The organism is Embleya sp. NPDC059237 (assembly GCF_042754105.1).
In the GTDB taxonomy this organism is placed as follows: Bacteria; Actinomycetota; Actinomycetes; order Streptomycetales; family Streptomycetaceae; genus Embleya.
In genome coordinates this window covers 196,725-212,120 of record NZ_JBHZAE010000018.1, presented here as the reverse complement: position 1 = coordinate 212,120, position 15,396 = coordinate 196,725, and the positions used below count along the sequence as shown (strand labels likewise).

Sequence of the window (15,396 nt, the reverse complement as noted above, 5' to 3'; positions counted from 1 at the left end):
CGGGTGGTCGGGTGGTCGGGGGTCAGGCGGGCTCGGCGGCGGCCCGGGCCGCCGCCAGGGCGGAGAGCGCGTGCTCGACGGCCCGGCCGATGGCCGCCGCCGGGGCGGGTCGCATCATCTGTTGGTGGGTGCAGTCCACGTCGTACGTGTCGATGGCCCGGCCGACGTGCGGCTCCCAGCTCTTGAGCTTGAGGGCGCGCTCGTCCCGCGTGCCCCTGTCGCTGCCCCCGGTCGCCACGAAGAGCGTCATGGGGCAACCGTCGAAGCGGCCGGGGGTGAAGCTCCGGAACAGCTCCAGGTTGTTGCGCATGACGCTCAACAGGCGCTCCAGGGTGGCCTGTTCGAACGCGGCGAGCGGGCCGCCGGAACCGGCGAGGTGCGCGGCGACGCCCTGCGGGGTGAGCCGGTCGAACCCCGCCGGGTCGACACCGGCCTCCGTCAGGAAATCGGCGAGGAACTCCTCGTCGCTCGGTGCGGCGCCGTGCGCGTCGTCGGGGTAGGCGTCCAGGTTCGCCAGGTAGGCCACTTCCTCGCCCGCCGCCCGCAGTCGCACGGCCATCTCGTGGGCGACGACACCGCCGTAGGACCAGCCGAGCAGGTGATACGGGCCGGTCGGCTGGATGGCCCTGATCCGGGCCAGGTAGTCGTCGGCGACCTCCCCGATGTGCTCGGGCAGCGGGCCCGGCTCGGCGATGCCGCGCGCCTGGAGGCCGTAGACGGGCTGCTCCGGGTCCAGGTGCTCGGCGAGCGCGGCGAACGGGATCGCGAAGCCCAGGCCGCCGTGTACGCAGAACAGCGGCGGCCTGCCGCCGGTCGGGCGGATCGGCAACACGGGCCCCAGCGGGTCGCCGGCCTCGCCCTCGGTGACCGCGCTCGCGGCGAGGGCCTCGACGGTGCGATGCTCGAAGACCGCGCCGAGGCTGATCCGCAGCCCGAGCCGGGCGGCGCCGTCGACCAGCCTGATCACCTTCAGACTGTCCCCGCCCAGTGCGAAGAACCCGTCGTCCGGACCCACGCCGTCGACATCGAGCACCTCCTCGATCGCCGCGCACAACAACCTTTCCCGCTCGGTGCGAGGCCGCTGCGGCGCGCGGTCGGCGCCGGCCCGGGGGCGGTCGGGGGTGGGCAGGGCCTTGACGTCGAGCTTTCCGTTGGCGTTCAGCGGCAGCGCGGGCAGCGGGAGATAGCTGTCCGGCACCATGTAGCCGGGCAAAAAGCGCGCCAAGTGCCGTTGCAGCTCCGCCGGTTCCGGGTTCCGGCAGCCGGGGGCGGGCACCACGTAGGCGACCAGGCGACGCTGGCCCGTGCGCTCGGCGGGAGCCAGCACGGCGGCCCGCGCGATCGCCTGATGAGCAGTCAAATGACGCTCGATCTCGCCGAGTTCGACGCGGTAGCCGCGGATCTTCACCTGCTGGTCGGCGCGCCCGACGTAGTCGATCCGGTCGTGCCGGTCCCAGCGCACCAGGTCGCCCGTCCGGTACATCCGCTCGCCCGGCGCCCCGAACGGGCAGGCCACGAAGCGGTCGGCGGTCGTACCGGGCCGGTTGAGGTACCCGCGGGCGAGGCCCTCACCCGCCAGGTACAGCTCGCCGACCACACCGCGCGGCACCAGTCCCAGCGTCTCGTCCAGGACGTAGGCGCAGGTGTCCCCGATCGGCAGCCCGATGGGGACGGTGGCCCCGCCGCCGACCAGGGCGGTGTTCTGGGAGGTGGCGAAGGTGGTGGCCTCCGTCGGGCCGTACACGTTGAATACGACGGTGTCCGGCAGCGCGGCCCGCAACCGCTCGATGTGGTCCGGGGACAGCGCCTCGCCGCCGGTGAACAGGGCCCGCACGGGGGCCATGGCGCGGGGCCGGGTGTCGGCGAGGGTGTTGACGAGTTGAGTGGTGAGGAAGGCGATCGTCACCCCCGCCCGGCCGACGAACGCCTCCAACGTCTCGGGGTCGGCGGGCCCCGGCGGGCAGATCGCCAGCCGCGCGCCGTGGGTGAGCGGCGCCCAGATCTCGAAGGTGGACGCGTCGAAGGCGACCGCCGCGAAGCACAGGAAGGTGTCGTCCGGGGTCGGCGCCAACTCCGGCAGCCCCCCGACCAGACGCACGGCGGCCCGGTGCGAGACGGCGACGCCCTTGGGCTTTCCGGTGGAGCCGGAGGTGTAGATGACGTAGAGCAGGTCGTCGGGTTCGACGACCACGGCGGGCCCCGGGGCGGCGGGCAGCGCGGCCGACGCGGCCACGGTGTCGGGGGCATCGAGGACCACGACCTCGACCCCGGCACGCTCGGCGCCGAGGGCGGCCCGGCTCGCCAGGGACTCCTGGGTCAGCAGCAGGCGGGCACCGCTGTCGGTCAGCATGTCGTGGACCCGCTCGGCGGGGTACGACGGGTCGAGGGGCAGATAGGCCGCGCCCGCCCTGGCGATCGCCAGCACCGTGATCACGGTGGCCGGTCCGCGCTCCAGGAGCAGGGCCACCAGGTCGCCTCGGCCGATGCCGCGGGCGATCAGCAGGTGCGCCAGACGGTTCGCCGCCGCGTCCAGTTCGGCGTACGTGACCCGGACCAACCGCTCCGGGGCACCCGGCTCGGCGTGGATCAGGGCCACGGCGTCCGGCGCGGCCGCGACCCGGGCCGCCACCAGCTCGGTGACCGTGGTGTGCGGGGTGCCGATGCGATGGGTGCCGAGGGCGAGCAGTTCGGCGTGCTCCCGGGGGTCGACGATGTCCAGGCGGGACAACGGCCGACCGGGCTCGGCGAGCGCGGCGGCCAGCAGCCGCAGGTAGGCGTCGGTGATGCGGCGCGCCGTCGCGGGCTCGAAGAGGTCGGCGGCGTACTCGACGGCCAGCGACAACCCCGGCCCGGCCGCGTCCCCCGCCTCCTCGGTGAGCTGGAAGAGCAGGTCCCACTTGGCGGTCTCCCCCGGCACGGGCTCCTGCGTCACCGAGACCCCGGCGTCGGCGTCCTCGGGGGTCTTCGCGTCCGGGCCCGGTGCCGCCTGCTGGAAGCCGAGCATCACCTGGACCAGCGGGTGCCGCGACATCGACCGCTCGGGGTTGAGCACCTCCACCAGCTTCTCGAAGGGCACGTCCTGGTGCCGATAGGCGGCCAGGTCGCACTCCTTGACCCGCTCGACCAACTCCCGCAGGCTCGGGTCGCCCGAGGTGTCGGTGCGCAGCACCAGCGTGTTCACGAACATGCCGACCACGTCGTCGAGGCGCTCGTCGGTGCGGCCCGCCACGGGACTGCCGAGCGCGATGTCGGTGCCCGCGCCCAACCGGGTGAGCAGCGCCGCGAGCCCGGCGTGCAGCAGCATGAACACACTGACGCCCCACTCGGCCGCGAACCGGTACAGGTCCTCGCCGAGCGCCCGCGGCACCGCGGTGCGGACGTGGCCGCCGCGAAAGCCCGCCCGGGCGCCGCGCGCGAAGTCGAAAGGCAGCGCCGGCTCCTCCGGGAGACCGGCCAACGCCTCGGTCCAGTAAGCGAGTTGGCGAGCCAGTTCGCTGCGCGGATCATCCGCGTCGCCGAGCAGTTCCCGCTGCCACAGGGCATAGTCCGCGTACTGCACCGGCAGCGGCGGCAGTTCGGGCGCACGCCCGGTGCGTCGGGCCCGGTAGCACTCGGTCAGATCACGGGTGAGTGGGGCAAGGGACCACCAGTCGGCCGCGATGTGGTGCACCACCAGCAGCAGCACGTGCTCTTCGGGTCCGAGCGCGAACAGGGTGGCCCGCACCGGGATCCGGGTCTCCAGGTCGAAGCCGCGCGCCGCCTCGGCGGCGAGCGCGGCGGGCAGGCGATCCTCGGTCGTCTCGCTCACCGGCATCGGGACGAGGGCGTCGGCCGGCGCGAGCACCCGCTGTTCGGCCGGACCCGCGCCGTCGTCCCCGGCCGTGGCGCGCGCCGGGAAGACGGTGCGCAACGCCTCGTGGCGCGCGACGACGTCCCGCAGCGCCCCCTGGAGCGCCGTGACGTCCAGGGGGCCCGAGAGCCGGACCGCCAGCGGAATGTTGTAGAGCCCGTCGGGCGCGCCGAGGCGTTCGATGAACCACAGCCGCTGCTGCGCGTACGAAAGCGGCAGCGACGCCGGACGCGGGCCCGCGACGAGCGGAGCCCTGCCGCGCTCCGCACCGGGCAGCCGCTGCGCGAGGCGCGCCGGCGTCGCGGCCTCGAACAGGTCCCGGATCCGCAGTTCGGCGCCGAGTTCGGCGCGGACCCGATTGACGATGCGCGTCGCAAGCAGCGAGTGGCCGCCGAGCGCGAAGAAGTCGTCCTCCACGCCGACACGTTCGAGCCCGAGCACCTCGGCGAAGACGCCGCAGAGCAGTTCCTCCTCGCGGGTGCGCGGGGCGCTCGCCGACGTGGCGTACTCGGGTGCGGGCAGCGCCCTGCGGTCCAGCTTGCCGTTGGCGGTCAGCGGCAGCGCGGCCAGCCGCACCACGGCCGCCGGGACCATGTAGTCGGGCAGCCGTTCGCCGACGAACGCCCGCAGTTCCGCGCCCGGTTCGGCCGCCGCCTCCTCGCCCGCGTCGTCGCGCAGCACCACGTACGCGACCAGACGCTGGTCGCCCGGCCGGTCCTCGCGGGCGACCACGGCCGCCTCGGCGACGCGCGGGTGCCGGCCGAGTACGGTGGCGATCTCGCCCGGCTCGATCCGGAATCCGCGCAGTTGCACCTGCTCGTCGGCGCGCCCCAGGTATTCGAGGGTGCCGTCGGATCGCCACCGGCCCAGGTCGCCGCTTCGGTACATGCGGGCGCCCACGGGCTCGAACGGGCAGGCCACGAAGCGCGCCGCCGTCAGGTCGGGGCGCCCCAGATAACCGCGCGCGAGGCCGGGACCGGCGACGTACAACTCGCCGGGCACGCCCGCCGGTACGGGCTGGAGGGCGCCGTCGAGCACGTACACCCGCAGGTCCGCGATGCCGCGCCCGATCACGCTGCCGCCGTTGCCGGCCGCCGTCGCGGCGTGCAACTCCTGGTAGCTGACGTGCACCGTCGTCTCGGTGATCCCGTACATGTTGACCAGCAGCGGCAGGTCGGGGGCATGCCGGGCGTACCAGTCGGCGAGCTTGCCGACATCGAGCGCCTCGCCGCCGAACACCACACGACGCAGTGCGAGTTCGCGCGGGCTCTCGGAGTCGGCGCGGATCAGCTGATAGAACGCGGACGGCGTCTGATTGAGGACGGTGACCCCTTCCGCGGCAAGCAGGTCCAAGAACGCGCCGGGCGAACGTGACACGTCGTACGGCACGACGACCAGGCGCCCGCCGCGCAACAGCGCCCCCCACAGCTCCCACACCGTGAAGTCGAAGGCGATGGAGTGGAAGAGGGTCCACACGTCGTCGGGCCCGAAGCCGAACCGATCGTCGGTGGAGTCCAGCAGTCGCACCACGTTGTGGTGCGGTACCACCACGCCCTTGGGACGGCCGGTGGAACCGGAGGTGTAGATGACGTACGCGGGGTGCTCCGGATCCGCGTCGACACCCGGCTCCGTGTCCGGGCAGGCGGCGAGCGCGGCCGCGGTCTCCTCGGCCCCGAGGTCGACGCGCTCCACGGCCGGTGCGTCGGGCAACTCCGGCAGTCCCGCGTCGACGCACGTCAGCAGGAGCGTGGGGCGCGCGTCGCGCAGGACGTAGGTGATCCGGTCCGCCGGATGGCCCGGTTCCAGGGGCAGATAGGCCGCACCGGCCTTGAGGACGGCGAGGACCGCGACGATCAACTCCGCGCCGCGCGGGAGCGCCAGGGCCACGAACGTCTCGGGCCCCGCGCCCCGCGCGGCGATGAGGTGGGCGAGCCGGTTCGCACGGGCATCCAGCTCTCGGTAGGTGAGGGCGCCGCCGGGCCCGTCGGTCCCGGGCACGGTGACCGCGACGGCGTCGGGGGTGTGCGCAGCCTGCGCGGCGAACAGCGCCGGGATGGTGGTGCGGCGCGCGGGCTCGCGAGGAGCGGCCGACGCGCCGCTCCACTCGGTGAGAAGGCGCGCCCGCTCGGCGGGGTCCGGTGCGCCGAGGCGGGCGAGGAGCGTGTCCGGCTCGTCCGCGACCTCCTCGAGGATGCGGACGAACCGGTCCAGGACACGTGTCGCACCGACCCGGGCCGTCGCCTCGCTCCGCCCCAGCGTCGCGTCCTTGTAGGCGAGTCGCAGATCGAGGCGCTCGCCGGGGAACACCGTCAGGCTCAGCGGGTAGTGGGTGGCCGCGTGCATCTCGGCCGCGCTCACCTCACCGCCGAACTCGCGGCGCAGCGTCTCCCCGTCCAGCGGATAGTTCTGGAACGCGAGCACGGTGTCGAAGAGTTCGCCCTGGATGCCGGAGGCGGCCTGCGCCTCGGCGAGCGGCAGGTGCTCGTGCGGCATCATCTCGACCTGCTGCCGGGCCAGCGCCCGGAACAGCTCGCTCGCCCTCAGGTCCGGGCGCAGGTCGGCCCGCACGGGCAGGGTGTTGGCGAAGAGCCCGATCATCGACTCGACGTCCGGCACCTCGGCGGGCCGGCCGGAGGTCACGACGCCGAAGACGACGTCCTGGCGGCCGGTGAGCCGGCCGACCAGCAGCGCCCAGCAGCCCTGCACCACGCTGTTGAGGGTCAGACCCTGCCCGCGTGCCCACCCGGCGAGCGCCGCCGTGCTCCGCGGTGACAGGACGTGCTCGACGAACGAGGGCGGTTCGAGTGCCCGGCCCGCGTCGGGAAGCACCCGCACGGGTCCCTCCAGGCCGGCGAGCAGCGCGGCCCAGGCCGCCCGCGCCGCGTCCCGGTCGCGGTCGTTCAGCCAGGTCAGGAAGGACCGGTACGGCGCGGGCGCGGCCAGTGCCGCCCGCTCGCCCCGCGCGCCGAGGAGCAACAACTCGTGGACGGCGAGCGGAAAGGACCAGCCGTCCATCAGGATGTGGTGCACCGACCACAACAGCCGGTGGCGTCGCTCGCCGAGCCGGATCAGCGTGAACCGCATCAGCGGCGGACGCGACAGGTCGAACCGGCGCAGCCGGTCCTCGTGCGCGAGCCGCTGCGCCGCGGCCTCCCGCGCGGCCTCGGGCAGCCCCGTCAGGTCCCGGAAGTGCCAGTCCGGCTCGACCTCGCTCTCCTTGAGCACGATCTGCACGGGTTCGCCGCTTTTGCGATTGCGGAAGCAGGCTCTGAGGTTCGAGTGTCGGCTCAGCAGCGTCGCCGAGGCCGCGCGCAGCCGGGCGGCGAGCCGGGGCCCGTCGTCCGTGTCCCGGTCGTCGATGTCCGCGACGAACTGGAGCGTGTAGAGGTCGGGTGCCGCCGGGTCGTACGAGGACAGGAACAGCAGCCCCTGTTGCAGCGGTGAGAGCGGCAGTACTTCGCTGATCTTCGACCCGGCTCCGGGAGCGGTCGTCACGACAATTCCTCATTCAACTCGAATTCGAGATCGGCCAGTTCCTCGTCGGAGAGGGAGATCAGGCTGCCCTCGGGCTCCACGGCGGCGCGTTCGGGACCGTCCTGCTCGTGTTCGGCGGCGATCTGTGCCAGGGCGGCGGCCGTCTTGTGGGTGAAGATGTCGCGGGTGGTGAGGGCGAGGCCGGCCTTGCGGGCGCGGCTGACGAGTTGGATCGAGCGGATGCTGTCCCCACCCAGGGTGAAGAAGTCGTCGTCGATGCCCACATCGGCGAGGCCCAGGACGTCGCCGAGGATGCCGCACAGCAGCCGCTCGTTCTCGTTGCGCGGGCCGCGCGCGGTATCGCGGTCGGCGGTGGCGGGCGACGGTAGGGCCTTGCGGTCGAGCTTGCCGTTCGAGGTCAGCGGCATCGCGTCCAGCACAACCCAGGAGGCGGGAATCATGTACGCGGGCAACAGTTGCGCGAGTTCCCCGCGTACTGTCGCCGCGTCCACACCGGGCCCGGTCAGGTAGCCGACCAGGCGGGGGTTCCCGGACGCATCGGGCAACACCGCGACGGCGGCGTCGGCAACCGTCTCCAGAGAGCGGATGACGGCCTCGATCTCACCGGTCTCCACCCGCCGTCCACGGATCTTGATCTGGTGGTCACGGCGCTCGATGAACTCCAACTGCCCGTCGGCCCGTTGCACGACCCGGTCACCGGTGCGATACATCCGGGCACCGCCACCCACGAAGGGATCGACGACGAACGTCGCCGCGGTACGGGCGGGATCATGCAGGTAACCGCGGCCGACACCCGCGCCGCCCACATACAACTCGCCCGGCACACCGGCCGGAACCGGCCGCAGCTCGTCACCCAGCACGTACAGACGGGTGTTCCGCACGGCCGTACCGATCGGCACCCGCGACCCGAGGATGTCCGAGGCGGTGATCACGGCGTGCGTCACATCGTCCGAGCACTCGGTGGGCCCGTACGCGTTCATCAGCGGGATCTTCGGATGACGGGCATGCCAACGCCAGCACAGGTCGACCGGCAGCGCCTCCCCCGTAGTCATCAGCCAACGCAGATCCGGCAGTTCCGGAGCGGCGTCCTCGACATCCCACGCGTCCAGGGCCGCGCGCAGCAGCGAGGGAACGACCTCCAGGACCGCAACCCGTTCGTCGCGGACCAGCGCGAACAGCGCGGCGGGGTCGGCCGCCATGTCGGTGCCACACACCCGGACCCGACCACCGACCACCAGCGGAGCGAACATCTGCCACACCGACACGTCGAACGTCAGCGGCGCGTTCTGCACGACCGTCTCACCGGCCGCGAGGTCGAGATCGGCGACCTTGGCCCAGAGATGGTTGAGCATGCCCGACCGCTGCACCATCGCCCCCTTGGGACGACCGGTGGACCCCGACGTGAACATCACATACGCCAGATCCGACCCACCGCCGACGCAAGCCGGCAGCTCGCCGGGAATCGGCGCGCCCTCCAGGTCGACGACCGTGACGGGGACGGTGGTTGTCGAGGCGGCAAGCTCGGCCGCCGCCGTCTCGTATCCCGCGCCCACGAGCAGATGGCCGGCGCCGCTGTCCCCGAGCAGGGACGTGTTGCGGGCGGCGGGCGCGTCCGGATCGAGCGGCAGATACGCGCCACCCGCCCCCAGCACACCCAACACACCCACCACGAACGGCACCCCGGGATCGGCGAACATCGCCACCACCGCACCCGCCGACACCCCGGCCTGCGCCAGCCGGACGGACAGTCCACCGGCCGCGGCGACCAGCTCCCCATAGGTGAGGGATGTGGTGCCGTCCGACACGGCGGTCTCGTCGGGAATGCGGGCGGCCACCGCCCGTACCCGCTCGACGACGCCGAGGCTCTCCTCGGGGATCGACGGGTCCCATGTGCCGAGCAGCCCGCCCAGCTCACCGCTCGTACCGGGGCCGGCCGCGGTCGCCGGGGCGGTCACATCGATGTGGGCGAGCGGCAGTTCGGGCCGCTCCGCGACCGTGCGCAGCAGGTGCTGGAAGATCACCGCGGTTCGCTCGACGTCGTCCCGGGTGAACCGGTCCGGCGCGTAGTCCAGGCGCAGGGTCAGGGCGTCGCCGGGGAAGACCACCATGCTCAGCGGATGGTGGCGGGCGTCCCTGGCCTCGGCGCGCACCACGCGCGGACCGTCGGCGCCGGTGTCGAGGCCGTTCTCGTCCAGTGGGAAGTTCTCGAAGAGCACCACGGTGTCGAAGACTTCGCCGGAGAGCCCGGCGGCCTTGTGGATCTCGGCGAGGCCGAGGTGTTCGTGCGGGAGCAGCGCGGTCTGCTGATCCTGGAGGGCGTGCAGCAGTTCGGTGAGGGTGGCGCCGGGGTGCAGCCGGGCGCGCACCGGCACGGTGGTGAGGAACATGCCGATCATCGACTCGACGTCCGGGACCTCGGCGGGGCGGCCGGAGGTGACGGCGCCGAAGACGACGTCCCGGCGGCCGGTGAGCCGGCCGAGCAGCAGTGCCCAGCAACCCTGCACCACGATGTTGAGGGTCAGCCCCTGTGCCCGCGCCCACCCGGACAGGGCGGCCGTCAGCTCGCGGGGCACCTCGGCCTGTACCGATTCGGGCAACATCGGGGCGTGGTCGCGATCGCCCGGGACGAGCAGCGTGGGTTCGGCCACGTCGGCGAGCACCGCGTGCCAGGCCGCCTTGGCCGCCTCCCGGTCCTGCGCGGTCAGCCAGGCGAGATAGGAGCGGTACGGGGCCGGGTCGGCGGACAACGCGACGTCCGCGCCGGTCGCGCACAGCGTGAACAACTCCCGTACGAGCAGCGGCATCGACCAGCCGTCGACCAGGATGTGGTGGCTGGTCCAGATGAAGCGGTGCCGGTCCTCGCCGTGGGTGACCAGCGTGAAGCGCAGCAGCGGCGGCGCCGCGAGGTCGAAGCGACGGGCCCGCTCGGCGTCGGCGATCCGGTCCAGTTCGGCGGCCCTCGCGGACTCCGGAAAATCCGTCAGGTCGATTTCCCGCCAGGGCAGTTCGGCGTGCCGCGGGATGAGCTGTACGGGTGCGCCGGTGGCGCGGGCCCGGAACGAGGCGCGCAGATTCGGATGCCGATCGAGCAGCGCCTGGCCCGCGGCACGCAGCATCGCGGGGTCGAGGTAGCCCTCGATGTCCGCGACGATCTGCAGGGTGTAGACGTCCACCGCGTCCGTGTCCGCGTCGTCCTCGGCCTCGGTCGCGCCCGCGGTGTCGTAGTCGGCGTGGAAGAGCATGCCCTGCTGCAGCGGGGTGAGCGGCAGGACGTCCACGAGGACCGTGCCGGTCCGCGCGAACTCGGCCTCGTACTCCTCGATCTCGTCCTGCGCCGGCTCCACCAGCGGCAGGTCGGACGGAGTGAGGCCGCCCGCGCCCGGCGCACCGGCGTGCCGGGCGAGCAGTTCCAGGGCGCGGAACCAGGTCTGCGCGATGTCCTGGGCGTCCTCCTCGGCCACCGTCCGGCCCGCCCACGCCCAGTTGGCGATCAGGTGCGGTCCGTCGTGGCGGTCCTCGGTCGCCGGGGTGACGTCGAGCAGGTGCGGCAGCGGCATGCCCGGGTGCGCGCCGGTGCCGACGACGCCGTTGCCGGCGACGGGTTCCCACAGCCGGGTGTCCCGGGCGTCGAAGCGGCCCATGTAGTTGAAGCCGATCTGCGGCCGGTTTCGGCCGGCGAGGGCGCGGGCGGCGTGCGGGTTGAGGTAGCGCAGCAGGCCGTAGCCGACGCCGCGGTCGGGCAGCGCGCGCAGCTGTTCCTTGATCCGCTTGAGAGCCGTGGACAGGGCGGGGCCGCCCGTCCACACCTCGTCCCAGTCGAGCGTGCCGGGGTCGAGGCGCACCGGGAAGGCACTGGTGAACCAGCCGACGGTGCGGGACAGGTCGAGGTCGTCGCCGAGCTGCTCGCGGCCGTGGCCTTCCAGCTCGATGAGGGTCTGCGCGTACCGGGCGTGGCCGTGCCGCCGGCGCCAGTCGGCGACGGCGAGCGCGAGGCCGGTCAGCAGGACGTCGTTGACCTCCGCGTGGAAGGCCGCGGGGACCTCCGTGAGCAGCGGCCCGGTGACATCGGGGCCCAGTTCGAGGCGGAGGGTGCGCCGGGTGCCGTACACGTCCGTGGCGGGGTCGAGCCGGTGGGTGCCGACCAGCGGGTCGGGTCCGGCCAGGATGTCCTGCCACAGGGCGAGTTCGGGCCCACGCACCTGGGTGCGGGCCTGCTCGGTGAGCAGTTTCGACCAGCTGCGGTACGAGGTGCCGACGGGGTCGAGGGCCGGGGCGCGGCCGGCGGCGAGTGCCTCGTAGGCAGCCGCCAGGTCGGGCAGCAGGATGCGCCACGACACGCCGTCGATGACGAGGTGGTGGGCGCAGAGCACCAGCCAGGCGGTGTCGGCGTCGGCTCCCGCGCCGATCAGCACGGCCTGAACCATGACGGCGCCGGCGGGGTCGAGCCGGGCGCGGGCCGCGGCCGCCTGCCGCTCGGTGTACCCGAGGACGTCCTCGGCGTCCGCACCGCCGTCGAGGCCCTGAACGGCGATGACCAGGCGTTCGCCGGAAAGCGCGCCGGGCGCCAGGACCTCCGTGTGCCAGAGTCCCGGGGCCGGTTCGGTGGCCCGGGTGCGCAGCGCGTCGTGGTGGTCGACCAGGGCGTGCAGGGCCGCGTCGAGCCGGTCGGCGTCGAGCGCGGCGGGAACGCGCACCACCACGTGCTGGCTGTACTTGACGACCGGCCCGGTGAGACTGCCGCTGTCGTCGTGCAACTGGGCCATGATCGGCGTGAGTTCGTAAGGACCGCTGCCCTCGTCGTCCGCACCCGCGCCGGCGCTGCCCGCGGCCTCGGCGTCGATCCTGCCCGCCGCCTGTGCGAGGGCGGCGGCGGTCTTGTGGGTGAAGATGTCGCGGGTGGTGAGGGCGAGGCCGGCCTTGCGGGCGCGGCTGACGAGTTGGATCGAGCGGATGCTGTCCCCACCCAGGGTGAAGAAGTCGTCGTCGATGCCGACGTGGGTCAGGCCCAGGACCTCGCCGAAGATGCCGCACAGCAGCCGCTCGTTCTCGTTGCGCGGGCCGCGCGCGGTGTCCCGGTCGGCAGCCGTGGGCGAGGGCAGCGCCTTGCGGTCGAGCTTGCCGTTCGAGGTCAGCGGCATCGCGTCCAGGACCACCCAGGAGGCGGGAATCATGTACGCGGGCAGGAGTTGGGCCAGCTCGGCGCGTATCCTGCCGGCGTCCACGCCGGGCCCGGTCAGGTAGCCGACCAGACGGGGGTTCCCGGACGCATCGGGCAACACCGCGACGGCGGCGTCGGCAACCGTCTCCAGGGAGCGGATGACGGCCTCGATCTCACCGGTCTCCACCCGCCGTCCACGGATCTTGATCTGGTGATCGCGGCGCTCGATGAACTCCAACTGCCCGTCGGCCCGTTGCACGACCCGGTCACCGGTGCGATACATCCGGGCACCGCCACCCACGAAGGGATCGACGACGAACGTCGCCGCGGTACGGGCGGGATCATGCAGGTAACCGCGGCCGACACCCGCGCCGCCCACATACAACTCACCCGACACACCGGCCGGAACCGGCCGCAGCTCGTCACCCAGCACGTACAGACGGGTGTTCCGCACGGCCGTACCGATCGGCACCCTTAGGTCGAGGGTGTCGGAAGCGGTGATCACGGCGTGGGTGACGTCGTCGGAGCACTCGGTGGGCCCGTACGCGTTCATCAGCGGGATCTTCGGGTGCCGGGCGTGCCAGCGGTGGCACAGATCGACCGGCAGCGCCTCCCCCGTGGTCATCAGCCAACGCAGATCGGGCAGTTCGGGGGCAATGCCCTCGATGTCCCAGGCATCCAGGGCCGCGCGCAGCAGCGAGGGAACGACCTCCAGGACCGCAACCCGTTCGTCGCGGACCAGCGCGAACAGCGCGGCGGGGTCGGCCGCCATGTCGGTGCCACACACCCGGACCCGACCACCGACCACCAGCGGAGCGAACATCTGCCACACCGACACGTCGAACGTCAGCGGCGCGTTCTGCACGACCGTCTCACCGGCCGCGAGGTCGAGATCGGCGACCTTGGCCCACAGGTGGTTGAGCATCCCGGAACGCTGCACCATGGCGCCCTTGGGGCGACCGGTGGACCCCGACGTGAACATCACGTACGCCAGGTCCGACCCGGCACCGACGCAAGCCGGCAGCTCGCGGCAGGCAGACGTGTCCGCCAGGCCCACGACCGTGACCGGGACCGTGGTGACCGAGCGGACGAGTTCGCCGGCCGATGCCTCGTATCCCGCGCCCACCAGCAGGTGGCCGGCGCCGCTGTCCCGCAGCAGCGCACCGTTGCGGGCGGTCGGCGCGGCCGGATCGAGCGGCAGATACGCGCCACCCGCCCCCAGCACACCCAACACACCCACCACGAACGGCACCCCGGGATCGGCGAACATCGCCACCACCGAACCCGCCGACACCCCGGCCTCCGTCAGCCGGACGGAGACACCTGCGACGCGCGTAACCAGCTCGCGATAGGTGACGCTCTCGGCGCCGTCGGACACGGCCACGGCATCGGGCGTTTCCGTCGCCACGGCACGTATTCGTTCGATGAGCCCTTCGTCTGCCTCCCCCTCCGCGGCGGGGTCCCACTCGCCGAGCAGGCCGAGCAGCTCACCGGTCGCGCCCAGACCGACCCGGCCGAGCGGCTGGTCGGCGGGCATGGCGGCGAGCGCGGCCAGGAAGGTCTCGAAACGGGCGAGGTGGGTGGCGAGTTCCGCGGAACCGTACAGCTCGGGGTTGCCGTCGAGGTGGATCTCCATCGTGCCGTCGGCCGTGTTCAGGACCGTCATGATGAGGTCCTTGACGATGCCGGTGGACAGGTTGACCACCAAACCGCGGCAGTCGTCGGAGAAGGCCAGCTCCGGGTCCTGGTTGAGCACGTTGATGAACGGCCCGAAGGCGCGCTGGTCGTCGGTGCGCAGGCCGATGTCGCGGCGGATGCGGTCGCCGCGGTAGCGCTGGTGTTTGAGCGCGCTCGCCACCTCCACCCAGGCCCGGCGCAGCAGCTGGGTACGGGTCATCTCCGGGCTCACCCGCACGGCGAGCGGCAGGTAGTTGGCGAGCATGCCGGGGATCTGCCGGCTGATGGCGCCGACCCGACCGGTCACCGGCAGGGTGAGCAGCGGCCCGGCGACACCGGTGACCCGCTGGGTGTAGGCGGCCATCGCGGCGACCATCAGGACGGGCATGGTGACCTTGCCGTCCTGGGCGAGGGCGCGCAGCGCGTCGGTGGCCTCGGGAGAGAGGCGGGAGGTGTGGCGCAACGCACCGCGGCCGGGGGCAGGCTCCTCCTCGGAGAGGGAGACCAGCTCGGGCGCCGGCCCGTGCGCACCGGAGGTGAGACGCTGCGTCCAGTAGGTACGGTCCCGCTCGACCAGCGGCGAGTCGCGGTATTCGCGCTCGGCGTCCAGAAGGAGGTGGAACGCCGGGATCGCGCCGGGGTCCGCCGCCGAATCGGCGATGCCGGCGACGAGCCGGGTGTACAGCTCGGCGAGCCTCGGGTAGAGGAGCACGCGGCTGTAGCCGTCGATGAGGATGTGGTGCATGCACAGGTAGAGCAGGTGGTGCTCGGGTGCCAGCTTGATCAGCGCGCCGCGGTACAGCGGGAAGTCGGTGACCTTCAAAGGCTCGGCGTGGTCGGCGCGCATCCACCGCTCGGCGGCGGCCAACGGCTCGGTCTTTTCGCTGAAATCGAAGATCTTGAGCGGGAGTTGGGCGAGTGGACGGATGATCTGCCCAGGGACGCCGTCCTCTTCGAGGAACTGCGCGCGCACTCCCTCGGCCTCGTCGGCGAGGCGGTGCATCGCCTGTACGAGCAACTCCACGTCGAGTGGCCCGCGCAGTTCGATGTAGTCCGCCATGTTGTAGGCCAGCGGCCCGGTGGCGAACCGCTCGTCGAACCAGATCTCGGCCTGCGCCGCGGTGAGCGGAAGGACAGTACCCCGGTTGTTTGCCATCGCTTTGCTCTCCGTCATCCTCAGCTCAGCCTCGAATCGACTCTCGATCCTTTGGTACCG

At 72.7% G+C, this 15,396-nt stretch carries 2 protein-coding genes; both read right to left on the bottom strand.

The window, feature by feature from the left end:
• Nucleotides 1–22: 22 nt before the first annotated feature.
• The gene (locus ACFXKZ_RS40620; RefSeq protein ID WP_380009100.1) at nucleotides 23–7,345 is read right to left on the bottom strand and encodes an amino acid adenylation domain-containing protein; all 7,323 of its coding nucleotides are present in this window, start codon (nucleotides 7,343–7,345) and stop codon (nucleotides 23–25) included.
• A complete protein-coding gene (locus ACFXKZ_RS40615) occupies nucleotides 7,342–15,336 on the bottom strand; it encodes an amino acid adenylation domain-containing protein (protein ID WP_380009097.1) in 7,995 nt (2,664 codons plus the stop codon). Before ACFXKZ_RS40615 ends, ACFXKZ_RS40620 begins: the two co-directional genes overlap by 4 nt.
• Nucleotides 15,337–15,396 lie beyond the last annotated feature (60 nt).

Bases quoted from the DNA above. Each gene is read 5' to 3' on its own strand.
- ACFXKZ_RS40615 (WP_380009097.1), bottom strand. From the start codon at position 15,336: ATGGCAAACAACCGGGGTACTGTCCTTCCGCTCACCGCGGCGCAGGCC.